22 protein-coding genes are annotated in these 23,623 nt (G+C 68.8%); 10 read left to right on the top strand and 12 right to left on the bottom strand.

The window, feature by feature from the left end; all coding sequences use genetic code 11:
- Window positions 1–18 precede the first annotated feature (18 nt).
- From DIE17_RS01200 to DIE17_RS01185, 4 genes are all read right to left on the bottom strand, one after another.
- A complete protein-coding gene (locus tag DIE17_RS01200) occupies window positions 19–1,329 on the bottom strand; it encodes an FAD-binding oxidoreductase (protein ID WP_124920567.1) in 1,311 nt (436 codons plus the stop codon).
- Window positions 1,326–2,081, bottom strand: a complete 756-nt coding sequence (locus tag DIE17_RS01195) for an amino acid ABC transporter ATP-binding protein (protein ID WP_124665883.1) — start codon at window positions 2,079–2,081, stop codon at window positions 1,326–1,328. The genes DIE17_RS01200 and DIE17_RS01195 overlap by 4 nt, the downstream gene beginning before the upstream one ends.
- A complete protein-coding gene (locus DIE17_RS01190; RefSeq protein ID WP_124665882.1) occupies window positions 2,078–2,734 on the bottom strand; it encodes an amino acid ABC transporter permease in 657 nt (218 codons plus the stop codon). Before DIE17_RS01190 ends, DIE17_RS01195 begins: the two co-directional genes overlap by 4 nt.
- Before the next feature lie 88 nt (window positions 2,735–2,822).
- Window positions 2,823–3,599, bottom strand: a complete 777-nt coding sequence (locus DIE17_RS01185) for an ABC transporter substrate-binding protein (RefSeq protein ID WP_059690034.1) — start codon at window positions 3,597–3,599, stop codon at window positions 2,823–2,825.
- A gap of 160 nt (window positions 3,600–3,759) precedes the next feature.
- Here DIE17_RS01185 and DIE17_RS01180 point away from each other — a divergent pair, with 160 nt between their 5' ends.
- A complete protein-coding gene (locus DIE17_RS01180; RefSeq protein WP_059700324.1) occupies window positions 3,760–4,551 on the top strand; it encodes an IclR family transcriptional regulator in 792 nt (263 codons plus the stop codon).
- A 203-nt stretch (window positions 4,552–4,754) separates the two neighbouring features.
- On the opposite strand, the gene DIE17_RS01170 is transcribed toward DIE17_RS01180, so the two are convergent.
- From DIE17_RS01170 to DIE17_RS01160, 3 genes are all read right to left on the bottom strand, one after another.
- Window positions 4,755–6,089, bottom strand: coding sequence for a chloride channel protein (locus DIE17_RS01170; RefSeq protein ID WP_124920565.1), 1,335 nt, complete (start codon window positions 6,087–6,089; stop codon window positions 4,755–4,757).
- 188 nt (window positions 6,090–6,277) lie between these two features.
- Entirely contained in the window at window positions 6,278–7,519 is a 1,242-nt protein-coding gene (gene codA, locus DIE17_RS01165; protein ID WP_124920564.1) for a cytosine deaminase, read from the bottom strand.
- A 75-nt stretch (window positions 7,520–7,594) separates the two neighbouring features.
- Window positions 7,595–8,059, bottom strand: coding sequence for a VOC family protein (locus DIE17_RS01160; protein ID WP_124920563.1), 465 nt, complete (start codon window positions 8,057–8,059; stop codon window positions 7,595–7,597).
- Window positions 8,060–8,367: 308 nt separating this feature from the next.
- Here DIE17_RS01160 and DIE17_RS01155 point away from each other — a divergent pair, with 308 nt between their 5' ends.
- Window positions 8,368–9,519: a porin gene (locus DIE17_RS01155; RefSeq protein WP_044843051.1), complete on the top strand. Its 1,152-nt coding sequence runs from the start codon at window positions 8,368–8,370 to the stop codon at window positions 9,517–9,519.
- Window positions 9,520–9,742: 223 nt separating this feature from the next.
- The gene (locus DIE17_RS01150) at window positions 9,743–10,045 is read left to right on the top strand and encodes a DUF4148 domain-containing protein (protein ID WP_124484885.1); all 303 of its coding nucleotides are present in this window, start codon (window positions 9,743–9,745) and stop codon (window positions 10,043–10,045) included.
- Window positions 10,046–10,194: 149 nt separating this feature from the next.
- Here DIE17_RS01150 and DIE17_RS01145 read toward each other — a convergent pair whose 3' ends face one another.
- Window positions 10,195–11,142, bottom strand: coding sequence for a LysR family transcriptional regulator (locus tag DIE17_RS01145; protein WP_124920562.1), 948 nt, complete (start codon window positions 11,140–11,142; stop codon window positions 10,195–10,197).
- A 191-nt stretch (window positions 11,143–11,333) separates the two neighbouring features.
- Between DIE17_RS01145 and DIE17_RS01140 the strand changes: the two genes are divergently transcribed.
- A complete protein-coding gene (locus DIE17_RS01140; RefSeq protein WP_124920561.1) occupies window positions 11,334–13,517 on the top strand; it encodes an FUSC family protein in 2,184 nt (727 codons plus the stop codon).
- A 158-nt stretch (window positions 13,518–13,675) separates the two neighbouring features.
- Window positions 13,676–13,888 carry a hypothetical protein gene (locus DIE17_RS01135; protein ID WP_044843047.1) on the top strand — a complete coding sequence of 71 codons (213 nt, stop codon included), beginning with the start codon at window positions 13,676–13,678 and terminating at the stop codon, window positions 13,886–13,888.
- A gap of 147 nt (window positions 13,889–14,035) precedes the next feature.
- Here the strand turns inward: DIE17_RS01135 and DIE17_RS01130 are convergent, their stop codons facing one another.
- Both DIE17_RS01130 and DIE17_RS01125 read right to left on the bottom strand, forming a co-directional pair.
- Window positions 14,036–15,145, bottom strand: a complete 1,110-nt coding sequence (locus DIE17_RS01130) for a P1 family peptidase (RefSeq protein ID WP_124920560.1) — start codon at window positions 15,143–15,145, stop codon at window positions 14,036–14,038.
- A gap of 47 nt (window positions 15,146–15,192) precedes the next feature.
- Window positions 15,193–16,599 carry an APC family permease gene (locus DIE17_RS01125; protein ID WP_124920559.1) on the bottom strand — a complete coding sequence of 469 codons (1,407 nt, stop codon included), beginning with the start codon at window positions 16,597–16,599 and terminating at the stop codon, window positions 15,193–15,195.
- A 132-nt stretch (window positions 16,600–16,731) separates the two neighbouring features.
- Between DIE17_RS01125 and DIE17_RS01120 the strand changes: the two genes are divergently transcribed.
- Window positions 16,732–17,532, top strand: coding sequence for a helix-turn-helix transcriptional regulator (locus tag DIE17_RS01120; protein WP_124665877.1), 801 nt, complete (start codon window positions 16,732–16,734; stop codon window positions 17,530–17,532).
- A gap of 18 nt (window positions 17,533–17,550) precedes the next feature.
- Here DIE17_RS01120 and DIE17_RS01115 read toward each other — a convergent pair whose 3' ends face one another.
- On the bottom strand, window positions 17,551–18,858 hold the full coding sequence (locus tag DIE17_RS01115) for a cytochrome P450 (RefSeq protein ID WP_409410389.1): 1,308 nt from the start codon (window positions 18,856–18,858) through the stop codon (window positions 17,551–17,553).
- A gap of 219 nt (window positions 18,859–19,077) precedes the next feature.
- Here DIE17_RS01115 and DIE17_RS01110 point away from each other — a divergent pair, with 219 nt between their 5' ends.
- A complete protein-coding gene (locus DIE17_RS01110; RefSeq protein ID WP_124920557.1) occupies window positions 19,078–20,016 on the top strand; it encodes an AraC family transcriptional regulator in 939 nt (312 codons plus the stop codon).
- A gap of 21 nt (window positions 20,017–20,037) precedes the next feature.
- Here DIE17_RS01110 and DIE17_RS01105 read toward each other — a convergent pair whose 3' ends face one another.
- Window positions 20,038–20,415, bottom strand: coding sequence for a nuclear transport factor 2 family protein (locus tag DIE17_RS01105; RefSeq protein WP_124665874.1), 378 nt, complete (start codon window positions 20,413–20,415; stop codon window positions 20,038–20,040).
- A 404-nt stretch (window positions 20,416–20,819) separates the two neighbouring features.
- Here DIE17_RS01105 and DIE17_RS01100 point away from each other — a divergent pair, with 404 nt between their 5' ends.
- From DIE17_RS01100 to DIE17_RS01090, 3 genes are all read left to right on the top strand, one after another.
- On the top strand, window positions 20,820–21,704 hold the full coding sequence (locus DIE17_RS01100; RefSeq protein WP_124484892.1) for a LysR substrate-binding domain-containing protein: 885 nt from the start codon (window positions 20,820–20,822) through the stop codon (window positions 21,702–21,704).
- A gap of 164 nt (window positions 21,705–21,868) precedes the next feature.
- Window positions 21,869–22,801 carry an AEC family transporter gene (locus tag DIE17_RS01095; protein WP_044843150.1) on the top strand — a complete coding sequence of 311 codons (933 nt, stop codon included), beginning with the start codon at window positions 21,869–21,871 and terminating at the stop codon, window positions 22,799–22,801.
- 329 nt (window positions 22,802–23,130) lie between these two features.
- Complete coding sequence (locus DIE17_RS01090) at window positions 23,131–23,505, top strand: hypothetical protein (RefSeq protein WP_044843040.1); 375 nt, start codon at window positions 23,131–23,133, stop codon at window positions 23,503–23,505.
- Window positions 23,506–23,623 lie beyond the last annotated feature (118 nt).

The raw sequence follows: 23,623 nt of genomic DNA, 5'->3' as shown, positions 1-23,623 counted from the left end.
CCCGCCCTCGCACCGGCGTCAGGACAGGCTGTCGAGCAGCCGATACCACGCGACCCCGGCCGCGATATAGAAGCGCTGCAGCCCGTGCAATGGAATCGGCCGGATCTGCGTGACCCGGAACGGCAGCGGCAGTTGCGCATCGCCCGACAGATGCGCGGCCAGATGTTTGCCGAGCGTCGTCGCCATTGCGATACCGCGACCGTTGTAGCCGAGCGCGATCGTCACGCCCGGCGCGGGCTCGTGCACGTGCGGCAGGAAATCCGCGGTGATCGCGACGCGCCCCGCCCAGCGGTATTCGAACCGGACGCCCTTCAGTTGCGGATACAGCAGCGTCGTCGCGCGCTCGAGATGGCGCCAGTCACCCGGCGCACGCGGTTCGGCGAACGGGCCGCGGCCGCCCATCAGCAGGCGCCCGGCGGCGTCACGGCGGAAGTACAGCAGCAGACGCCGCGCATCCGATGCGACCTCGCCGCCGGAGAGGATGTCGCGACCAAGCTCCGGCGCGAGCGGTTCCGTCGCGACGATGAAACTGTTCGCGGCGATCACCGACTGGCGCAAGCCGGGCCACAGCCCGTCCGTATAGCCGTTGGTCGCGATCACGACACGCTGGGCGGACAGCGTCGCGCCGCCCGACGTCGCGATCCGCCAGCGGCCGTCGACGCGTGTCAGCCCGACGGCGCGGGTCGAGCCGTGCACGACGGCCCCGCTCGCCTGCGCGGCGCGCACCAGGCCGCGCGTATAGCTGAGCGGCTGCACGCTGCCCGCGCGGCGATCGATCCAGCCGCCCGCATACGCATGCGTGCCGAGCCGCCGCGCGACGTCGTCGCGGCCGAGCACCTCGACCGGCGCACCGCGCGCGGCCCATTGCTGCGCCCGGCGCGCGACCGTGTCGAGCATCGCGGCGGTCGGCGCCGGCTGGATCCAGCCGTGGCGACGCGCATCGCAGTCGATCGCGTGCCGCGCGATCAGGTCGAACACGGTGTCGGCCGCGCCGCCGACGATGCCGGCAAGCTGCTCGCCGGCCGTATCGCCGAACCGGCGCACCAGTTCGACCGGGTCGTATTTCAGCCCGGGAATCACCTGCCCGCCGTTGCGGCCCGACGCCCCCCAGCCCGGCTGCGCGCCGTCGATCACGCGAACGTTCACGCCGCGCTCGGCCAGGTGAAGTGCGGTCGACAGGCCGGTGAAACCGGCGCCGACGATCGCCACGTCGCACGATACGGACGCGTCGAGCGCGGGCGTATCGGGTGCCGGCGCGGCGGTCGCCGCCCATAGCGAATCCGGCCACGGCGAGTCGGGCCATCCGGGTGCCGCGTTCGTTGCACTCATGTTCGATCCGGGTTGTCGGCGCCGTCCGACGCCAGCAGGCGGCGCAGGAATTCCTGCGTGCGGGGATGCGTCGGCTGCGTCAGCACGGCGCGCGCCGGCCCGCTTTCGCAGATGGTGCCGTCGTGCAGGAAGCACACGCGATCAGCCACCTCGCGTGCGAACGCCATCTCGTGCGTGACGACCACCATCGTCATTCCGTCGCGGGCGAGCCCCCGCATCACGCCGAGCACTTCGCCGACGAGTTCGGGGTCGAGCGCCGACGTCGGTTCGTCGAACAGGATCGCCTGCGGCTCCATCGCGAGTGCGCGTGCGATCGCGACGCGCTGCTGCTGGCCGCCCGACAGCTCCGACGGATACGCATTCATCCGGTGCGCGAGCCCGACCTTGTCGAGCAGCGCGCGGGCCTGCTCGCGCGCTTGCGCGGCCGGCCTGCGACGCACGTGCACCGGCCCTTCCATCACGTTCTCGAGCGCCGTGCGGTGCGCGAACAGGTTGAAGCGCTGGAACACCATGCCGACGCGCATCCGGAGCTCGTGGATGCGCTTCGAATGTGCGTCGACCTTCACGCCGTCGATCGTGATCGCCCCTTCGTCGTAGGTCTCGAAACCGTTGATACAGCGCAGCACGGTCGACTTTCCGGAACCGGACGGCCCGATCAGGCACACGACTTCACCCTGCTGCACGTCGAGGCTCACGCCCTTCAGCACCGCGTGTTGCTGAAACCGCTTGTGTATCGATTCGATCCTGATCATGCGCCCCTCCTCAGTGCGAGCCGCTTGCCGAGCCGGTTCACGCCGAACATCAGCGGCAGGCCGAGCGCGAGATACAGCAGCGCGACGAGCGTGTAGACGCTCATGTTCTGGAACGTCGACGACGCGATCAGCTGGCCGGCACGCGTGATTTCCGCGACCGTGATCGTCGACGCGACCGATGAATCCTTCAGCAGCATCACGAGCGTATTGCCGTACGGCGGCAGCGCGATGCGGAACGCCTGCGGCAGCACCACGCGCTGCATGATCATCGGGCCGCGCATGCCGATTGCGTGCGCGGCTTCGATCTGGCCGCGATCGATCGCCTCGATGCCGGCGCGGAAGTTCTCGGCCTGGTACGCCGAATACGCGATGCCAAGGCCGAGCACGCCGGCCTGGAACGCCGACAGTTGCACGCCGAGATCGGGCAGCACGAAGTACATGTAGAACAGCTGCACGATGATCGGCAGCCCGCGGATCACGTTGACGATCGTGCTGCCGGCCGTCGACACCGCCCGGTTGCGCGACACTTTCATCAGCGCGAGGATCAGTCCGAGCACCGAGCTGAGCACGAACGCGCATGCCGTGATCTCGACGGTGATCACCGCGCCCTTCAGCAGGATCGGCAGGAAATCGATCGCGTTCTGAAAAAACATGAGGTCTCCTATGCGACGCCCGAACGGCGCGCCGCGGTGGATGCCCGCGACGCGCGGGCGATGCCGGACGGGAATCGGGCGCCGGTGCTCAGCTCATGTGCCACTTCTGCAGGATCTGCTGCAGCGTGCCGTCGCTCTTCATCTTGCGGATCGCGCCGTTGAGCTGTTCGAGCGTCGCGTTGTCGCCTTTGCGCACGATGAAGCAGACCTGCCCCTTCACCACGCTCTGGTATTCCGGCACGAGCCGCACCTGGCGATTGACGCCGTGCTCGATCTGGTAAGCGACGATCGGCTGGTCGGCGAAGCCGGCCTTGATGCGCCCGAGTGCGACGTCGCGCATGATGTCGGCGATCGAATCATAGGTCCGGACTTCCTTGAAGATGCCCTTCTTGTTGAGCGCATCGACGAACGCGGTGCCGACCTGCGCGCCGACCACCTGCCCGTTGAAATCGTCCATCGACGTATAGCGGCCCGGATCGTCGGCCTTCACGATCAGGCCTTCGCCGAACGAGTAGACGGTGTCGGAGAAATCGACGACCTGCTGGCGCGCAGGCGTCTTCAGCATCGCGGCCGAGATGATGTCGATCTTCTGCGTGGTGAGCGACGGGATCAGCGCCGAGAACACGGTCTGCTGCACGTCGACGCGAAACCCGGCCGACTTCCCGGCCGCGGTGATCGCATCGACCATCATCCCCTGGATCGAATTGCTCTTGACGTCGAGAAACGTGAACGGCACGCCGGTGGCCGTCGCGCCGACCTTCAGCGTGGGCTCGGCCGCAACGGCGCTCGCCGAAGCCGTCGAGAGTGCGATACAGGTGGCGAAACCGGCGGCCAGTGCGCCGAACCGCTTGATGAACGAAACCATGACGTCTCCTTCTCGATTAACCCGGTGCGTCGGCCGGCCGCTGATCGACACTGCGACGATGACCCGATCTTAAAACGAATCAAAAATATCGCAAAAAGATTTTTGCGTATCGATATTCGATACGATAGGATGTGATATCGAATCAATCCCGTCCCTCGCCATGGAAACGTCACCCGATCAATCAAACGATCTGCTGTTCAATCAGTCGCTGGAAAAAGGGCTCAACGTGCTGCGCGCGTTCAGCGCGAAGCGGCGCACGATGACGCTGGCGGAAGTGGCCGACGCGGCAGGGATCACGAAAAGCTCCGCGCAGCGGATGGTCTATACGCTCGAGCAGCTCGGTTACATCCGCAAGCATCCGGTCACGCGGCGTTTCCAGCTCACGCCGCACGTGATGCGGATAGGCTTCAACTATCTCGCGGCCGATACGTTGATCGACGTCGCGAATCCGTTCCTGTCCGAGCTCACGAACCTGACCGGCGAGACCACCAATCTCACCGAGCCGGACGACGACGAAATGGTCTACGTCGCGCGTTTCGTATCGACGAAGTTCGTGCCGATCCACATGCCGATCGGCAGCCGTATCCCGATGTACTGCACCGGGAGCGGCCGTGCATTCCTGAGCGCGTTGCCGCCGCAGGAAGCGCGTGTGCGGCTCGACGGCATGGTGCGTACGCCGCATACGCCGCGTACGGTCACGGCGCTCGACGAGCTCGTCGCATTGCTCGACGGTGCACGGCGCGAAGGCTACGCGACCAACCAGGAAGAACTGTTCATCGGGGACATGTCGATTGCCGCGCCCGTGCTCGGCAGCCAGGGGCAGCCGGTCGCGGCCGTGCACGTGGTCGCGCCGACGAGCCGCTGGACGTTCGACGATGCGCGCCGCAAGCTCGCGCCGGCGGTGATCGACTGCGCGCGCGGAATCAGCAATTCGATCCGGACGCTTGAATAGCGTCGGCGAAACGGCATCGGGCGCGCCGTTGCATTGCGCAATGGCGTCTTATCGCTACTGCGGCTTCGGCGAATGCTCGATCCGATAGGTGCTGTTCGGGCGTAATACGTGCTGCTTCGCGGCGGCGTCCAGTTCCTTGCCGTGATATAGATCGATGCACTTCAGCGGCGCAGCCCGCGCGCCGCAGCCTGTGCCGAGGAGGGCTACCGGGTCGCCGTCACCGGCGTGGCGACGGCCGCGGCCGCCCCGAGCCGTCCCTCCACCACCCACTGCGCGAACCGGTACGCAACCAGCGAGCCCGCCACGGCCAGCAGCATCGGCACCAGGCTGTCGTGATTCGCGCGCGTGAATTCGAGCAGCAGCACGACGGCCGTGATCGGCATCTGCATCGACGCGGCGAGGAACGCGGTCGCGCCGACCAGCGCGCATCCGCCGATCGACGCGCCCGGCCACACGAGGCTCCACATCCCGCCGAGCACGACGCCGAGCAGCGCGCCGTTCGCGAGACCGGGCGTCAGCAGCCCGCCCTCCGCCCCCGCGCGCAGGCTGCCCGCCTCGATCGCCACCTTCAGCACGAGCAGCGTCGCCGCGAGCCCGATCGTCAGCGTGCCGTCGAAGCCCATCGAAGCCGGCCCCTTGCCATTGCCGAGCAGTTGCGGAAAGCGCATCGCCAGCACACCGATCACCGCGAAGTTGACCAGCGCGAGCACCGGCAGCAGCCGGCCCTTCGGCGCGTCGGCCCGTGCGCGGCTCGTGAGCCGCACGAAGCCGTACGCGGCGAAACCAAACAGCGGCCCGCAGACGATCGACCACGCGACGAGCGGCGTACTCAGCACGAACGCAGGCACCGTGTACTGATGTTCGTTGCCGAGGCCGATCCATGCGACGGCCGCCGCGATCGCCGAGGTGACGACGGCCACCACCAGCGCGCGCAGTTCGAACGTGCCGAGCAGCACTTCGAGCACGAACACCGCACCGCCGAGCGGCACGTTGTAGACGGCCGCGAGCCCGGCACCCGCGCCGCACGCGACCATCAGCCGGCAGTCGGCGGGCGTCAACCCCGCGCGGTGCGCGAACTGCCCGGCCAGCAGCGAGCCGATCTCGCGCGGCGCGACTTCGCGGCCGAGCGGCGAACCGAGCGCAACGGTGACGATCTGCAGCAGCGCGTGCACCGTCGTGCTGACGAACGGCATCCGCGGATCGGCGGCACGCACGGCACGGCGGATGCTGACGAGCGGCCGGCCGTAGCGGTACAGCGCCCACCAGCCGCCGCCCGCGACCAGCCCGCAGACGACGAGCACCGCGAGCCGGCGCTGCGGGTCGGCCTGGCTCACGCCGGCAAGGAAGCTCTCGGTGCCGACCACGTGCGCGAGGCTGTAGCCGTACGCGATGTGCTGGATCGCGTGCAGCAGCAGCGCGAGCAGCATCCCGCCGACGCCAGCGCCGATGCCGGTCAGTATCGTGACGGCAGCCATCCGCGCGAACGGACTGGCGGACGGCGAGGAAGACACGGGAGCAGACGGAAGATCGAGGCGCATGAGGTCGGCGGACGATGATCGACAAGACGGCGCGCACCATGCACGCCGCCGTCAGGACCGCATCGTAGGCGTCGATCTCTCATGAGACAAACGTATTTTTTTGATCAACTCATGCATTCAGCGCATACAAGAAAGACGGCAGTTCCCGACGGGGCGTGCCGCCGTGCGCCGCCGTCGCGGCAGCCGCGTCACTCCGGATACGTGACGCGCTCCGGCTCGCGCCGCATGATCACCTTCCCGTGGCGCACCGACAGCGTGGCCTTCACCTGCCGGCGCACGGCTTCATAGTCGCTGTCGGCATCGAGCACGACCAGGTTCGCCGGCCGCCCGACCGCGATCCCGTAGCCGTCGCCGAGATGCATCGCCGTCGCGCTGTGATCGGTCACGAAGTCGAGGCAGCGCTGCAGGTCCTGGTAGCCCATCATGTGGCAGATGTGCAGGCCGGCGTCGAGCACGCGCAGGATGTTGCCGTTGCCGAGCGGATACCACGGATCCTTGATCGAATCCTGTCCGAAGCACACGTTCAGGCCCGCGCGATCGAGTTCAGCGACACGCGTGAGCCCGCGCCGCTTCGGAAACGTGTCGAAGCGCCCCTGCAGATGAATGCTCTCGGTCGGGCACGACACGAAGTTCAGGCCCGCGCGCTTCAGCAGCCGGAACAGCTTCGAGCAATACGCGTTGTCGTACGAGCCCATCGCGGTCGTGTGGCTCGCGGTCACGCGCGCGCCCATGCCGCGCACGCGCGCCTCTTCCGCGAGGACTTCCAGAAAGCGCGAATGCGGATCGTCGGTCTCGTCGCAGTGCACGTCGACGAGGCAGCCGGTGCGCTCGGCCAGCTCCATCAGGAAGCGGATCGAGCTGACGCCCTGCTCGCGCGTGTTCTCGAAATGCGGGATCCCGCCGACGACGTCCGCGCCGAGTTCGATCGCCTGCGCCATCAGCGCGCGGCCGCCGTCGAACGACTCGATGCCTTCCTGCGGAAACGCGACGATCTGCAGGTCGATCAGCCCGCGCGCCTCGTCCTTCACTTCGAGCATCGCCTTCAGCGCGGCCAGCGTCGGATCGGTGACGTCGACGTGGGTGCGCACGTGCTGGATGCCGTGATCGCGCAGCATGCCGATCGCCGCATGCGCGCGCGCCTTCGTGTCCTCGTGCGTGATCGTCGCCTTGCGCTCGGACCAGCGCTCGATGCCCTCGAACAGCGTGCCGCTCATGTTCCAGGCCGGCTCGCCGGCCGTGAGCACCGCATCGAGATGGATATGCGGTTCGACGAGCGGCGGAATTGCGAGACGGCCGCCCGCATCGACATCGCCGGCGCCGACCGATGTGACCGGCGCGGCCTGCGCGTCGATCCGCGCGATCCGGTCGCCGTCGATGCCGATCGTGAACAGCCCGTCGCGGCCGCGCAGGCGTGCATTGAAGAGGTTCATGGTGGGTCCAGGCGTCATGCGGCGTCAGCGCGCCGCGTGGTGGGGAAAAACCGGCTCCTGCGATGCGTGCCGCGCTTATTTGAAATCCTCGATCGTCAGGCCGGTCGCCGCGCTCATCTCGTCGTTCGCCACGTCGCGCACGTGCTTGCCGAACGTCCACACATGCCGGCCGGGATCGCGCGCGCGATACATGCGATCGCCGTAGAACTGGTCGGCCGGCGCCTGCAGGATCTCCGCGCCGGCCGCACGTGCGCGTTCGCAGTGCGCGTCGATGTCGGCGTCGTCGGGAAGATGCACGTGGACGTGCTGCGTGTTCCGGTCGCCCGTGTCCTGCGGCGACGCGATGAAGTCGGCCCACGCGCCGCCGATCATGACGAGGCCGTCGCCGAATCTCATTTCGGCATGCGCGATGTCGCCTTCCGGCGTGGTCACGACCAGCGCGCGCTCGAAGCCGAATGCGCGTTCGAGCCACGCGAGCGCGGCTTTCGGGTCGCGGTAGCACAGCGCGGCACTCAAGGAAGGACGGCGCGGCGTGGTCATCGGGGGCTCCGGATCTCGGCAATGGTCTGCCCATTCTCCACGCGCGCGGCGCGGCGATCAACTCCCGCGCCGGCGACGCGCGTGTTGTCAATGCGCGACACGGCATGCGCGGCCGCCCGACCGCTCGCGTCGCGCCGTCGGCGAAAACGCACGCCGTCCGGCCTCCGGACCGATTTGTGAACGGCGTGTGACGCACTCTTGCGCAACTCGCAACGGTGTACTCGCGCGCCTGCGGCCGGAATCGCACGACCCCGCCCCTACACTTGCGCCGAACTTTGGTCACCCGTCCCACACGCAGGAGCTGTTACATGCACAAAACGAACAAAACCCTGATTGCCGCCGCATCCGCCGCCGCACTCTTCGCCCCGCTCGCGCACGCCCAGAGCTCGGTCACGCTGTACGGCCTGATCGACGCCGGCATCGCGTACACCAACAACGCCGGCGGCGCATCGCTGTGGCGCATGACCTCCGGCACGGTCAACGGCAGCCGCTTCGGCCTGCGCGGCACGGAAGATCTCGGCGGCGGCCTGAAGGCGCTGTTCGTCCTGGAGAACGGCTTCAACGTGAACAACGGTGCGCTCGGGCAGGACGGCAAGCTGTTCGGCCGCCACGCGTATGTCGGCCTGACCAGCAGCGGCTACGGCACGCTGACGCTCGGCCGCCAGTACGACACGATGGTCGACTTCGTCGCGCCGCTGTCCGCGACGGCCGGCGACTTCGGCGATACCGGCTTCGCGCATCCGTTCGACAACGACAACCTGAACCACTCGGTGCGCATCAACAACGCGGTGAAGTACACGAGCGACACGATCGCGGGCTTCAAGGTCGGCGCGCTGTACGGCTTCTCGAACTCGACGAACTTCGCCGGCAACCGCGCGTACAGCGTCGCGGCAAGCTACACGAACGGCCCGCTGAAGCTGGCCGGCGCGTACCTGCAGATGAACGGCACGAAGGGCTCGACGAGCGCAAGCCCGGGCGCGACCGACGTGGCCGAAGCGAAGAGCGTGAGCCAGGGCGGCTGGTCGGTGGGCGCGGACCGCATGCGCTCGTACGGCGGCGGTGTCAGCTACGTGTTCGGTCCGGCGACGGTCGGCTTCGTCTATACGCGCTCGCAGTACGACAACTCGGGCTCGTTCGGTTCCACCGGCCAGGTCGCGTTCAACAACTACGACGTGAACGTGCGCTATGCGGTGACGCCGGCCGTCAGTCTCGGCGCGGCCTACGTGTACACGGACGCCAGCGTGTCGAACCCGGACAGCAAGCACGGCACCGATCCGAAGTGGCACCAGGTCGACCTGCAGGCCGTGTACAAGCTGTCGCGCCGCACCGACCTGTACGCGGAAGCGATGTACCAGCACGCGTCGGGCCGCGGCTACCAGGCCTTCATCAACACGTCGGGCGGCGCCTCGAGCACCGCGAACCAGATCGTCGGCACGATCGGCATGCGCACGCGGTTCTGAGTTCCGCGCCGCGTGAGCGCCCGTCGCCCGTCCGCCAGGACCCTGTCCTGGCGGACGGGTTCGCGCGCTGTGGGCGACCTGCACCAATGTTGTTCCATCTGGAAAGCTGCCTGCCCGGAATCGGGGTTTTTGTGCGCGCGTGTGCTGCATAGACTGGCATCGACGGTTCGGATCGCGCGTCGATCACCGGACCGGCCTCACACCCCGTCTACTGGAGAACATCGTGAAATCGCTCGTCGTTACCGCCGCCGCTGCCGTCCTGCTTGCCGCACCGGCCCTGTCGTTCGCTCAGTCCGCCAAGGCGCCCGTCACGCGCGCCCAGGTGCTGCAGGAGCTCTACGACCTCGAATCGGTCGGCTACAACCCGTCGCTCGGCGACGCCGGCAACTATCCGGACGACATCATGGCCGCGCAGGAACGCCTGGCAGCAAAACGGCTCGCCGAGCACAAGGCCGCGCAACGCGCATATGGCCCGGCCGGCGCGGGCGCAACGGAATCGGGCGTGGCGGCAAAGCCCGCGCTGTGAAGGCACGCAGCAACGCTGCACCCGCGCGACATGCGTCCCGCGGGCGCGGCGGAAATCGCGCGAAACGGTTCGTCACGATGGATGCGGCCGGACAGCGTGCCGTCCGGCACGCGGCCATCTCGTCCTGGATTCGCTCTCGGGCTGCCTGATCAGGCAGCCTGCGGCTCGCGGTCGATCGCGTTCAGCATCTCGACGTCGCGAGCAATCATCCCCGGCACCTGCGCACGCAGCATCTCGACCCAGGTGCGCACCTTCGCGTCGATGAAACGGCGCGACGGATACAGCGCATACACGTTCATCTTCTGCAGGATGTGCCCGGGCAGCACGCGCACGAGCGTACCGTCCTGCAGCGCGTCGATCGCCGCATACAGCGGCAGCATGCCGATCCCGATACCGTCGCAGATCGCGAGCGCGAGCGACTCGGCCGTATTGGTCTGCACCGGCCCGGTGACATGGATCTGCTCGATGCCGTCGGCGCCTTCGAGCACCCATTCGTGGGTCGGGAACGCCGGCGTGCAAAGTGTCAGGCACGCGTGCGCGCCGAGATCCTGCGGGCGGGCCGGCGCGCCGTGGCGCTTCACGTACTCGGGCGACGCGCACAGGATGCTGAAGGTCGAGCCGAGCAGGTGCGACACGAGCTCCGAGTCGGGCAGCGACGATGCGGTCACGACCGCCATGTCGCTCGTGCCGTCGAACAGGTCGGGCATGCGCTGCGACAGCGACAGCTCGATCGACACGTCCGGATATTGCGTGTGGTAGCGCGTGAGCGCGGGCATCACGTAGTGATGGCCGACGCTCGCGAAGCTGTGCATGCGCAGCACGCCGGCCGGCCGTTCGTGCGCGCAACTCGCCTCCTCCTCGGCGCGATCGACGTCGGCAAGAATCTGGCGGCAGCGCCGCAGATAGCTTTCGCCGGCCGACGTCAGCGCGAGGCGGCGCGTCGAGCGATTCATCAGACGGGTGCGCAGACGCGCCTCGAGTTCCGACACCGCGCGCGACATCGCGCCCGTCGTCGAATTCAGCGATTGCGCGGCCGCGGTGAAACTGCCCGTCTCGACGACGCGCGTAAACACCCGCATGTTTTGTAGGGTATCCATTCCTGTGAGCCACCTGTAGCGGAGCCGCTATTTTCCTCCAGCGGGTGCGACAGATTGTTACGCGGCCTGCAACTATCGTTTCCCCGTAGCTGCGTTAATGCCCACGCGCCGCACTCCTACAATCGGCGCCTCACCAGTCGAACGGACCCGTCCGGACGCGCCGCGGCACCGCACGCGCCCCGCTTTTTTTCATGAAGCCACAACCTGCGATCGAGCGACCTTCCATCGAACCGGCCCGATGGAGAACCTGGCTCGATCCGCTCGGCGGCGCCGCGCGCGACTGGGCCGCGAGCGACGGGATGATCTGGCTGCACCTCGCCAAGACCGTGCTCGCCGCGCTGCTCGCGATGGGGATCGCGATGCGGCTCGAGATGTCGCAGCCGCGCACGGCGATGACGACCGTGTTCGTGCTGATGCAGCCGCTGTCGGGGATGGTGTTCGCGAAGAGCTTCTACCGCATGCTCGGCACGGCGGCCGGCCTCGTCGCCGCGCTCGCGCTCGGCGGGCTGTTCGCGCAGCAGCCTGAGCTGTACATGGCCGGCATCACGCTGTGGGTCGGCGGCTGCATCGCGCTCGCGGTGCGCAACCGCCATTTCCGCTGGTACGGGTTCGTGCTCGCCGGCTACACCGCCGCACTGATCGGCCTGCCCGCGGTGATGACGCCGCAGACGCTGTTCCAGTCCGCGCTCACGCGCGCCGCGGAAGTCGCGCTCGGCATCGCATGCTCCGGCGCGGTCAGCGCGCTGATCCTGCCGCTCAGTTCCGCGAAAGCGCTGATGCGCTCGCTGAGCGCGCGTCATGTGAAGTTCGCGGCGTTCGCGGCCGGCGCGCTGTCGGGCGACCTCGCGCGCGGCGACTTCGAGCGGCGCTTCGCCGATTTCGTCGACGAGATCGTCGGGTTCGAGGCCAACCGCGCGTTCGCGTCGTTCGAGGATCCGCACATTCGCGCGCGCAGCCGCCGGCTCGCGCGGCTCAACAGCGAGTTCATGAATGCGTGCACGCGCCTGCATGCGCTGCACCAGCTCGTCAAACGCCTGCGCGCGAACCGGTCGGACGCGGTGCTCGACGCACTCGCGCCGCACATCGATGCGCTCGCGCAGCGGATCACCGCATTGCGCGACGAGCGGCAGCGCGGCATCACGTCGACCACCGGCGCACTGCTCGAACTGCGCCGCTTTCACGCAGCGTTGCCGAAGGCCGCGCGCGCGTCGCGTCGCGCGATCGAGGATCACGCGGCCGGCGGCCTGCTCGACTTCGACACCGCGATCGAGCTGATGTATCGCTTCATCGGCGAGTATCTCGGCTACGCCGACACCAACGCGTCGCTCGACCGCGACGATCACGCGTTCGAACGCTCGGTCACGCACTACGCGGTGAAGACCAATTCGTTCTTCGTCGGCTTCGCGTTCCTGCGCACGCTCGTCGCCGTCGGCGCGATGAGCGCGTTCTGGCTCGCGTCCGAATGGCCGAGCGGCTCGCTCGCCGTGATCGCGACCGCGATCGCGTGCGCGCTGAGCTCGACGTCGCCGCGCGCACCGAAGTTCGTCGCACAGATGGGCGTCGGCGCGGCGTTCGCGACCGCCGTCGGCTACGTGTTCCTCTGTTACGTCTATCCGAACATCGACGGTTTTCCGCTGCTGTGCGCGGCACTCGCGCCGGTGCTCGGCCTCGGCGCGTTTCTCGCGATGCGCCCGGGCCTGTCGGGCTACGGGATCGGCTTCGCGGTGTTCTTCTGCCTGCTCGCGGGCCCCGACAACGCGATCGCGTATACGCCCGAGGTGCTGATCAACAACGGCTTCGCCGTCGTCGTCGCGATGCTCGCTTGCTCGATCGTGTTCGCCGTGGTGTTTCCGACCCACATGCCGTGGCTCACGTCGCGGATCGCGCACGACCTGCGCCGCCAGGTCACGTTCGCGTGCGAAGGCGCGCGCGACGGGCTCGCCGCGCGCTTCCAGTCGAGCACGCACGACCTGATGGCGCAGCTGCGCACGCTGCTCGTCAAGCGCACGCGACAGCATCGCGACGCACTGCGCTGGATGCTGTCGACGCTCGAAGTCGGCCATGCGGTGATCGACCTGCGCGACGAGCTGCACGGGTTCTGCGAATCGAAACCGCCGCAGACGCTGCGCTGGACCGCCTCGGTCGACGCGGTGCTACACGAGTTGCCGCGCTTCTTCGACGATCCGACGCCGGGCCATCATGCGCGCACGCTCAAATCGGTGAACCTGTCGATTCGCGCCGCACAGCACACGCTGCACGCATGGTACGCGGTGCCCGATGAACGCCACCGCATGCAGCGCATCGTCGGCTGCCTGCACTTCATTCGCAGCGCGCTGCTGGACAAGGATGCGCCGTTCAACCGCCATCGTCATTGAGCGCCGACGAGGGTCGGCGGGAGATCGATGCGTACGCAACGTCACCCTTGTTCCGATTGGAAATAAGCTCTGCACCCGCGGTGATTAATTTCCAGGCAGTGCGAGCCTATAGTTTCCTCACTGCCAGCGAGACTGGCACTGACCCAGGAGAAACCGAAATGAAGCCGCTGCACCTCGCCCTCGTTGCCCTGTCGCTCACCGCCGCCGTCGCGCACGCCCAGAGCGCGCCGGCCGACGTCGCGCAACAACCGGCGAACCGCGCCGAAGCCGTCCAGGCCTCGGGCCGCGTCGATCGTGCGCAATCGAAGCAGGAAGACCCGAACGCATGCGTGGGCCCCGTCAGCTTCTGCAACGTCTACTTCGGCAGCTGAGCATGACGCCGCGTCGTCACGGCCGGGCCCGCCGCGCGCACATCGCACGTATCGCACGTATCGCCTGCGCGCGTGCACGACGAGCCGGCCGATCGCCGCAGCGACCCTGCCCGCCACGCCGCTTCGATTGAAGCGGCGCATGCCGTTTCAGGCGCCGCGCCCCGGCCGCCACCCCACTTCGCGCAACGCATCCAGCAAGCGCGCCTGCCCCAGCCCTTCGACCCGCGCGCCGCGCGACTCGACGTCGCTCCCCGCGACCAGCGCATTCACGATCGCTTCCTCCACCGCTTCCGCCGCGGCGACGAACAGTGCGGAGATGTGGTCGTTGTTCACCATCTTCACGGCCGTCGTCGGCGCGCCCTTGCTGCCGTAGTTCGCGGCGGGCAAGCCGTCGTTCCCCGTTGCGAACGCAAGGAAGATGTCGCCGCTCGAATCCTCGGTGCCGCCGCCGACGCGTGCCAGCCCGACGCTCGCACGCTGCGCGAGGCGCGTGCATTGATGCGGCAGCAGCGGCGCGTCGGTCGCGATCGTGACGACGATCGAACCCATCCCGGCCTCGCCCTGCCCGTCGGGCGCGCGAAACGGCGAAGGCACGTGCCGCAGCACGTCGCCGACCGGATAACCGGCCACGCGCAGCATCTCGCGCACGCCGTAGTTCGCCTGCACGAGCGCGCCGACGGTCCAGCCGCCCGCGTCGGCCGCCACCACCCGCGACGCGGTGCCGATGCCGCCCTTGAACTCATGGCAGATCATGCCGGTGCCGCCGCCGACGCCGCCTTCGGCGACCGGCCCCGACTGTGCGGCGGCCAGCGCGCGCAGCACGTGCTCGGCGCGCACGTGCTGCCCCCAGATGTCGTTGAGCAGGCCGTCGTAGGTTTCCATCACGACCGGCATGCACCAGTACACGCGGCCGGCCGTCGCCTCGCGTTCGTTCGCGACCAGCGCATCGCGCACCGCGCCGACGCTGTGCGTGTTCGTATAGGCGATCGGCGTCGTCAGCAGGCCGGCTTCGCGGATCCATTCGAGCCCGGTCGCGTCGCCGTTGCCGTTCAGCACATGGACGCCCGCGAAGCACGGCGAATCGTGCGCGGCACCCGCGCGCGGCTCGATCACGGTCACGCCGGTGCGGATCGATGCATCGCCGTTCTCGACGTTCAGCGTGCAATGTCCGACCCGCACGCCCGGTACGTCCGTGATCGCGTTGAAGCGGCCCGGCGTGCCGAGTCCGATGCGGATGCCGAGATCCCTCGTGCGCATGATGCAATTCCTCCAGTCTTTCAATGGTTCAGTGTGTGTCGGGTGGTTCAGAGCGAGCGGAACGCATCGCTGTGGCGGGCCCAGACCGCATACATCGCGAGCGCGGCCACCAGCAGAGCGCCGATGATGATCAGGTCGGTCGGCTTGGTCGCCGTCGCCAGCGTCGTGTAGAGCGTGTATGCGGCACCCGCGACCGCGACGAGCGGCGTCACGGGCCACAGCGGCATCCGGTAATGATGCTCGACGTCGCGGCGCACGAGCCGGCTCGCGAGCGCGGCCAGCCCGACGACCAGGTAGATCAGCAGCAGCAGGTCGACCGTGAACGCGGTCAGCTCGTCGAGACTCGACACGAACACCAGCCCCGACGACGGCACGGCGAGCGCGAGCGTCGCGAGCCACGGCGATTCGAAGCGCGGATGGATCGTCGAGAACGCGCGGTTGCAGGTGCGCGACCAGAGCGCATGGCGGCCGCTGCTGTACAGCAGGCGCCCCATCGTGATCACGATCGCGATGATCGCGTTGAATACCGACAGGAAGATCCCGCCGCTGACCGCGCGCGACACCGCCGGGTTGCTCAGCGAGCGCACGACATAGCCGATCGGGTCGGCGCTCTTCGTCAGTTCCGTCAGCGACGGCGCGCCGAGCACGATCGCGGTGAGCGGAATCAGTTCGACGACGAGGATCACCAGCAGCGAATAGATCACCGCCTTCGCGACGTTGCGGTTGCCGCCGCGCAGGTCTTCCGCGAGATAGGCGGCGGAGCCGAAGCCGTTGTAGCAGAAGATCGCCGTGCCGATCGCGGGCACGATCGCCGCGAGCGTGGCCGGCACCAGCGCATTGCCGCTCGCGACGACCGGCGCGACCAGTGCGTCCGCGCCGCGATGCGGCGTGCCGAAGCCGAGCCCCGCAATCAGCATCAGCACGCCGATCTCGACGACGAGAAACGCGCCGGTGATCCATGCGTTCGTCTTGATGTTCAGCATGCCGAGCACGTAGCTGAGCAACACGATCGTCAACGCGACCGACTGGTTGCTGAAGTGCGTGCCGAGCGCGTTGTTCAGGTAAGGCGCGGCGCCGCTCGCGAGCACTGCGGGAATGAACACGCTGACGGACAGCACCGTGATGAAGGTCAGATAGCCGGGCAGCGTGCCGAACACGCGTTTGGCCATCACGTATTCGCCGCCCGCGCTGCGGTGCGCGGCGCTGAGCTCCGCGTAGCAGAGCGCGAACGCGAGCGCGAGCACGCCGCCGAGCAGGAACGACAGCACCGCGCCGCTGCCGGCCTGCTGGATCGCGAACGGCGCGATCACGAAGATCGAGCTGGCGGGCGTCACGCCCGACACGGTGATCATCACCGCGTCGCGCACGCCGAGCGTCTGCGACAACGCGCGCGGCGCGCCTTCCGTGGCAGGCGTCGCTTGCAGCGTGCCCGTCGATTCCGACATCATCGCCATTTCGTTCTCCTGTTGCTTCTGTCCTGCGCTTTTTTGAACACCCATACTCGGGCCCGATTGATTGCGTGGCAGTCTAGGAAGCCAATTTCAGGACCGCTATTCCCCCTTCGTGTTACACCCTTCGGTGGTGATATGGATCGACTCTTCTCCGAAATCGCGATGCACCAGGCGCTCGGCCGCGCGATCGATCATCTCGGCCAGCCGCGCTTCTGGCGTTTCCTGGTGCTTCTGCTCAACGAGATGGTGCCGTTCGACAACGCGCTCGCGACCGCGATCGGCCGCGACGGCGTGCCGCTCGTCCTCGACGAATACGACACGGGCGGCGCCGACAGCGCATCGCCCGTGCCGCTTTACCTCAACGGGTTATATCTGCTCGATCCGTTCCTGCAGGCCGCGCACGACGGGCTCGCCGACGGCTGCTACCGGCTCGAGGAGGTCGCGCCCGACCTGTTCCGGCAGAGCGAGTATTTCCTGAACTACTTCCGCCATGCGGTCGGCGACGATGAAATCCAGATCCTGCTGCGGCCGAACCCCGACCTGCTGCTGTCGTTGTCGCTCGGCGCGGCCGCGCGCTTCGACGTCGAACCGCTCGGCAAGCTGACGGCCGCGATGCCGTGGGTGCTCGCGACGATCCGGCAGCACTGGCGGCTGGTGGGCGACGCCGCGCGCGTGACACCCGACGACGATCTCGGCGCGCGCGTCGAGCAGGCGCTCGCGCGCTTCGGCGCGGGCGTGCTGACCGATCGCGAGATGTCGATCGCGCGAATGGTGCTGCGCGGCAATTCGTCGAAGGCGATCGCCGAGCGGCTGGCGATTTCACCGGAAACGGTGAAGGTGCATCGGCGGCATCTTTACGCGAAGCTCGGGATCTCGTCGCAGCCGGAGCTGTTTTCGCGGTTCATCCAGGCGCTTGGGGAGGATGCGGCGGGGTAAACGCGACACGTCGCCGCGTTACGACAATGCGACGTCCGCCGCCAGCCCGGTCGGCGCGATCGCCACGTGCAGGGCGCGCTCGGGCCGCAACGTCACGTTCAGCGCCGCGCGGGGCGCCGCCATGCCGGGCGGCACGGACAATTCATGGCGCTGCAGGATCATCGCCGCCACCACCGTCATCTCCGTCATCGCCAGATGCTGCCCGAGGCACACGCGCGGCCCCGTGCCGAACGGCATGTAAGCGCCGCGCGGAATCGCCGGTGCGTCGTCGGCGAAGCGCTCGGGCCGGAAGGCCTGCGGCTCCGGAAACCATCGTGCATCGTGATGCATCAGCTGAATCGGCAGCATGAACAGCGTCCGCGCCGGAAACTGCCATGCGCCCAGCGCGACCGGCCGCAATGCGCGACGGCTGATCAGGATCGGTGCCGCCGGATACAGGCGCATCGTTTCCTCGAGCGTCTGCGTCAGGTAGCGCAACGCGGGGCGCGTGTCGGCGGTCGGCGCACGGCCGCCCAGCACGCGCACGACCTCGTCGCGCGCGGCGGCCTGCGCGGCCGGATTCGCGGCCATGTTCCACACCCACCAGGTCAGCGTGGCCGCGGCCGTCTCGTGGCCGGCCAGGAATGCCGTCATGCACTCGTCGTGCACGGCCCGCAGCGGCCATGCGTACCCGTCGGCACGGTGCAGCCGCAACAGGCGCGACAGCAGGTCGTCCGGCCAGCCGTGCTCCGGCATGTCGAGACGCGCATGCAGTTGCCGGTCGATCAGTCCGTTCAGCACCGCCAGCGCCCGCGCCTTGCCGCGCTTCCACGGCATCCAGTCCGGCGCGCCGGCCGGCTGGTAGAACTCCGCGTTCGCCGCCGCGCCGACCGTGCGCACGGCCTCTTCGGCAACGCGCGCGTGTGCGCCGATCGAATCCGAGAACATCGTGCGCATGATCACGTCCATCGCCAGCGACGTCAGCGCGCTCTCGACCGGCCAGTGTGCGTCGCACGCGGGCCACTGCGCGAGCGCACGACCGGCTGTCGCGGCGATCGACGGCACGAACGCCTGCACCGGTTTCGGCGCGAAGTTCGCCTGCAGCGCGTGCCGCTTGTCGCGCCATGCGTCGCCCTCGGCGACCAGCACGCTGTGCCCGTGAACCCGCGAGAACACGCGAATGCCGCGCTCCCAGCGCACGAACGCATCGTGATGCGTGACCAGCAGCTCGCGCACGAGCGCGGGATCGGTCACGACCACCGCATGTTCGGGCCACATGCGCAGGTGCACGACGTCGCCATGCGCACGCTGCCAGCCTGCGAGCGCGCCGGTCAGGTCGCGCGACATCGCGCGCAGCAGCGGCCAACCCGTCAGGCCGGCACGCGGCCCCGGCGGCCATACGCCGGGCGGGTGAAGCACGGGCGACGCATCAGCGGCGTCCGCATGAAACGGGCATCGGGAAGAGGATCGTGGGTTCATGCTCCGGATTGTCCGGATCGACACGCTGCCGGTCTTGAACGCAAACGACATCGACACGTGCGGCGCCGGTCCCTATACTCCGGCGTCATGCCCTCCGGTCCGTCTCCGAATCCGTCACCATGTCCCGATCCGCACGCGCGTGCGCCGCGCGTGCGGTGCGACGGCCGGTCGCCGCCCACGCGGCTGTATCCGCCGCCGGCCGCGCTGCGAGGCGCGGTCGTCGCGATCGTCTGCCGCGACACGCGCGGCTTCGCATTGAGCGACGCGCAGCGGCTCACGCATTTCCCCGCGTCGCCGATCGTCTGCCTGTCGTGGTATCGCGGCTTCGACGTCGGGCTCGCCCGGCGCACGGACGACGGCCCCGTATGGCGGCCGTTCGGCGCATCGGCGACGCTGTCGGGCAGCCAGTCGATGCCGGTCGCGAGCTGGGCGCCGACGGGCGGACAAGGCGGCATCGTCTGCCTGCATGCCGATGCTGCGCGCGCGCTGTTCGGCGTCGCGCTGCCGGCGATCCACGACACCTTCGTCGACGCACATGCATGCCTCGACGACAGCTGGCGGCCGCTGCTCGATGCGCTCGCCGGTGCCGAGCACGACGACGACGCGCTGGCCGCGCTCGACCGACACCTCGCGCCGCGCTGGCATGCGCTGCGCGGCAGCGTGTCGCCGCTGTCGTCGCTGCGCGATGCCGGGCGCAGCTGGGTCGGGCGGCTCGCGTCGATCGCGCGCGAATGGCGGCACACCCACAGCCCGCGCCAGGTGGAACGGCGCATCAAGGCGTACAGCGGGCGCTCGTTGCGCGACTGGCAAATGCTGGTGCGCACCGAAGGCGTGTTCTTCGCCGCGCGCGACCGGCAGGACGCCGGACAACCGGTCGACTGGGCCGCGCTCGCGCTGGACGAAGGGTTCGCCGATCAGGCGCACCTGAGCCGCGCGACGCGGCGCATCACGGGCTTCTCGCCAACCGAGTTCGTGCGGCGCTTCGCCGAGGACGAATCGTTCTGGATGTACCGGCTCTGGGTGTGACCTGCCGCTGCACGTCGCGCGTCAACCGCCCGATTCGATGAACGCGCCATCGGGCGCCTGATGCGGCACGTACCAGCCGAAATACACCTCGGCCTCGACGATCCGGCCGTCGCGGACCCGCAACCGCTCCGCATTCCGGAACCGCCTGCCGGCGGTCGTCGCGGCTTCGTACACGACGAACACGTATTCGCCGTGCACGGCGACGTCGACGAACTCGAAACCGGCGAGCATCGCGCTGTTCGGCCAGCAGCGCGCGAGATACGCGTCGCGATCGAGCCGGTTGTCGAGCGGGCTCGTGAAATGGAAGTCCGGCGCGATCAGCGCTTCGATCGCATCGCGGTCCTTGTCGACATACGCGCGATAGCTGGCGCGCGCAACCTCACCGGGGTCCTCTGGCATCGTCATTACCTCCGCAAAGAGCCGGGGCGACGCGACGGCACGCGTCGCCCCGAGGTATCGATGAAACGCAGGCGGGCGGCAGGCGCGAGCGCGGCCCATCCTGCGTTCACGGATGAGCGCGCCCGCCCGGCTCGATGCCATTCACGAAAACCCGCACCGGCCGGTCCGCATGCGACGCACCGCGCGTTCTGCCGCATTCTGCCGCGGGCAGCCGATGCCGCCGCTGCCGCGGTTGCCCGTTTCCGCACGCGCGGGCATGATGTCCGGCAGCGTGCCGGCCGCACCCGCCCGCTTCGACGGCCGTCGGCGGCGTCGGCAGCGCAATCGGCACGTCGCCCCTGCACCGCCTCCGGCATCATCGAGCAATCCGCGTGCCGGTCCCGGCCGCCCCTCTCATCGATCCCATGTCACTACGCGCATTCAGAACCCTGGTCGCGATCGCCCGATACCGCACCTTCGCGCGCGCCGGCGAAGCGATCGGGCTCACGCAGTCCGCCGTGAGCCTGCAGGTCAAGACGCTCGAAAGCGAATACGACGTCCGGCTGTTCGACCGTTCGCGCCGCCAGCCGGTACTCACCGAAGCCGGCAAGATCCTCGTCGCGCAGGCCGAGCAGGTGCTCGCGATGGTCGACCGGATTCCCGATGCGCTCAGCGACGAGAAGAAGCTCGTCGGCCGTCTGCGAATCGGCGCAATCCATACCGCGCTGTCCGGCCCGCTGCCCGATGCGCTGCTCGCGCTGCGCGATGCGCACCCGTCGTTGCGCGTGCACGTATCGGCCGGCATGTCGGCCGAACTGGCGAACCGCGTCGCGGCCGGCGAACTCGACGCGGCGATCACGACGCGCCCGGTGCGCCCGCATCCGGCGGAACTGACGTGGACCACGCTGTACGAAGACCGCTTCTGGCTGCTCGCGCCGCCGCACTACGCGGAGCGCGACGCGGGCACGCTGCTCGAGGCGCTGCCGTTCATTCGCTTCGACGCGCAGGCGTGGGCCGGCCGGATGATCGCCGCCGAGCTGCGCCGCATCGGTGTGCGCGTGCGCGAGGAGATGGTGCTCGACAGCGCGGAGACGATCGCGCGGATGGTGGCGCGCGGGCTCGGCGCGGCGATCGTCGCGCTCCCCGACGCGACGCTCGCGCGGCTGCCGCCCGTCACGCGCTTGCCGTTCGGCCAGCCGCAGATGGGCCGCGCGGTCGTGCTGCTCGAACACCAGTCGCGTCCGGCCGAGCGTTTCGCACGTGCGCTGGCCGCCGAAGTCAGCGCATCATCGATGAGAATTTCTCATTGAACACCCGATAATTCACCATTATTCCTGCTGCTTGCGCGTGTTAACTTGGCGGCATCGTCACTCTTTCGATTGCGTGCCGCCATGTTGCCCGCCGGATGGATTCCCGCTTCGTTCCGCCGCGCCGCCCGCCGGCCGTTCGGCCCGCGTCGCCTGAAGGCGCGTCGATGATCGGCCCGATCGTGCTCGCGCTCGCGCCGGTCGCGCTGCTGGTCGCGCTCGGCCACGGCCTGCGGCGCACGGGCTTCATCGCCGATGCGTTCTGGCCGCACGCCGAGCGGCTTTGCTATTACGTGCTGCTGCCCGCGCTGTTCGCGCACGGTCTGGCGACTGCGCGGCTGCAAGCGCTGCCGGTCTTGCCGCTCGCGGCGGCGCTGGTCGGCTCGACCGTGCTCGTCGCGGCGCTGCTTCTGCTGGTCCGCCGGTTCGTGCAGGTCGACGGCGCCGGGTTCACGTCGGTGTTCCAGGGCGCGGTGCGCTTCAACAACTATGTCGGCACCGCCCTCGCCGCCGGACTGTTCGGCGCGCACGGCATCGCGCTCGCGGCCGTGTGCGTCGCGGCGATCGTGCCGACCGTGAACCTGATGTGCGTGCTGGTGTTCGCGCGCTACGGCGACACGCGGCTCGGCGCGTGGGCGCTCGTGCGCCAGATCCTGTCGAATCCGCTCGTCGTCGGGTGCGCGCTGGGGATCGCGATGCAGGCCGCCGGCCTCGCGTTTCCGGCCGCCGTCGAACCGGCCGTGCGCGCGCTCGGCGCCGCATCGATGCCGCTCGGCCTGCTGTGCGTGGGCGCGGCACTGAAGTTCGACGCGGCGCGCGGATGGATGCAGCCGATGTGCATCGCGTCGGCGTTCAAGTTCATGGCGATGCCGCTCGCCACGCTCGCGGCCGGCCGCCTGTTCGGGCTCGGCGATGCCGCGCTGACCATCGCGCTGCTGTTCCAGGCGCTGCCGACTTCGTCCTCGTCGTACATCATGGCGCGCCAGCTCGGCGGCGACGCGCCGCTGATGGCCGGCATCACCGCGTTCCAGACGATCGCCGCCGCGCTCGCGATGCCGGCCGTGCTGACGGCGCTCGCGTCGGCGCCGGTGTTTCGCTGACGGCGTGGCACCGTTGCCGAACGCAACGAGGCAGCACATGCGGTGCCGCTTCGCGCTGCTGCGGGGACGGATAGCAAATACCGCTGCGCGCGCACGACCGCCGCGACGTTGCGCGACGCCTACGCGCCGCCGATGCGCCCCCGGTTCTTCTCGCAGCCCCGCGAAAAACCGCCTATGGTGAATGAAGCGGGTCCGTTCCGCCGTCATTCGACTTCGCGTCGCTCGCACCGGCGGCCACGGCGCCGCGTTCCGGCACCATTCCCCGCGCTCGCGCGCACGCCCGGCCGTGCGCGCGAGGGCGCCGCCCACCGGACTACAAGGAGGTAATCATGAAAGCCGTGCTGCTCGTCAGCTCCGCCCTGCTCGCCATGGCGTCCGTTTCGGCCTCGGCTCAAGGCTCGATCACCAAGGTCGAAAACGGCGCGCTCGTCGCCGCGAACGGAATGACCGTCTACACCTTCGACCAGGACAAGCCCAACGCCGGCACCAGCGCATGCAAGGGCCAATGCGAGTCCTTCTGGCCGCCGTACAAGGCCAGCGCGACCGACGTCCCGGTCGGCCCCTATACGATCGTCAAGCGCGACGACGGCAGCCCGCAATGGGCCTACAAGGGCAAGCCGCTGTACTTCTTCGCGAAGGACATGAAACAGGGCGACCGCAACGGCGACAACTTCAAGAACATGTGGCACGTGGTCGCGCCGTAAGCGTTCTTTCCCCGTCTTCAGCGTCGGCACGACCGCCGTACATGTAAAAAGGCCCGCCCCGATCGTCGACCGGGGCGGGCTCGTGCGTCCTTGCGCGGGCCGCGTGGCGACACACGCC

Source organism: Burkholderia sp. Bp9099, assembly GCF_003857805.1.
GTDB lineage: Bacteria > Pseudomonadota > Gammaproteobacteria > Burkholderiales > Burkholderiaceae > Burkholderia.
Note: the sequence above shows the minus strand (reverse complement) of the source record. Positions and strands in the feature narration are given on the sequence as shown.

Coding starts and splice junctions, on each gene's coding strand:
- DIE17_RS01095 (WP_044843150.1), top strand. CDS start 21,869: ATGATCGGCCCGATCGTGCTCGCGCTCGCGCCGGTCGCGCTGCTGGTC.
- DIE17_RS01140 (WP_124920561.1), top strand. CDS start 11,334: ATGAAGCCACAACCTGCGATCGAGCGACCTTCCATCGAACCGGCCCGA.
- DIE17_RS01180 (WP_059700324.1), top strand. CDS start 3,760: ATGGAAACGTCACCCGATCAATCAAACGATCTGCTGTTCAATCAGTCG.
- DIE17_RS01120 (WP_124665877.1), top strand. CDS start 16,732: ATGGATCGACTCTTCTCCGAAATCGCGATGCACCAGGCGCTCGGCCGC.
- DIE17_RS01090 (WP_044843040.1), top strand. CDS start 23,131: ATGAAAGCCGTGCTGCTCGTCAGCTCCGCCCTGCTCGCCATGGCGTCC.
- DIE17_RS01155 (WP_044843051.1), top strand. CDS start 8,368: ATGCACAAAACGAACAAAACCCTGATTGCCGCCGCATCCGCCGCCGCA.
- DIE17_RS01195 (WP_124665883.1), bottom strand. CDS start 2,081: ATGATCAGGATCGAATCGATACACAAGCGGTTTCAGCAACACGCGGTG.
- codA (WP_124920564.1), bottom strand. CDS start 7,519: ATGAACCTCTTCAATGCACGCCTGCGCGGCCGCGACGGGCTGTTCACG.
- DIE17_RS01135 (WP_044843047.1), top strand. CDS start 13,676: ATGAAGCCGCTGCACCTCGCCCTCGTTGCCCTGTCGCTCACCGCCGCC.
- DIE17_RS01110 (WP_124920557.1), top strand. CDS start 19,078: ATGCCCTCCGGTCCGTCTCCGAATCCGTCACCATGTCCCGATCCGCAC.
- DIE17_RS01200 (WP_124920567.1), bottom strand. CDS start 1,329: ATGAGTGCAACGAACGCGGCACCCGGATGGCCCGACTCGCCGTGGCCG.
- DIE17_RS01125 (WP_124920559.1), bottom strand. CDS start 16,599: ATGGCGATGATGTCGGAATCGACGGGCACGCTGCAAGCGACGCCTGCC.
- DIE17_RS01115 (WP_409410389.1), bottom strand. CDS start 18,858: ATGTCGCGCGACCTGACCGGCGCGCTCGCAGGCTGGCAGCGTGCGCAT.
- DIE17_RS01105 (WP_124665874.1), bottom strand. CDS start 20,415: ATGCCAGAGGACCCCGGTGAGGTTGCGCGCGCCAGCTATCGCGCGTAT.
- DIE17_RS01190 (WP_124665882.1), bottom strand. CDS start 2,734: ATGTTTTTTCAGAACGCGATCGATTTCCTGCCGATCCTGCTGAAGGGC.
- DIE17_RS01130 (WP_124920560.1), bottom strand. CDS start 15,145: ATGCGCACGAGGGATCTCGGCATCCGCATCGGACTCGGCACGCCGGGC.
- DIE17_RS01100 (WP_124484892.1), top strand. CDS start 20,820: ATGTCACTACGCGCATTCAGAACCCTGGTCGCGATCGCCCGATACCGC.
- DIE17_RS01170 (WP_124920565.1), bottom strand. CDS start 6,089: ATGCGCCTCGATCTTCCGTCTGCTCCCGTGTCTTCCTCGCCGTCCGCC.
- DIE17_RS01145 (WP_124920562.1), bottom strand. CDS start 11,142: ATGGATACCCTACAAAACATGCGGGTGTTTACGCGCGTCGTCGAGACG.
- DIE17_RS01185 (WP_059690034.1), bottom strand. CDS start 3,599: ATGGTTTCGTTCATCAAGCGGTTCGGCGCACTGGCCGCCGGTTTCGCC.
- DIE17_RS01160 (WP_124920563.1), bottom strand. CDS start 8,059: ATGACCACGCCGCGCCGTCCTTCCTTGAGTGCCGCGCTGTGCTACCGC.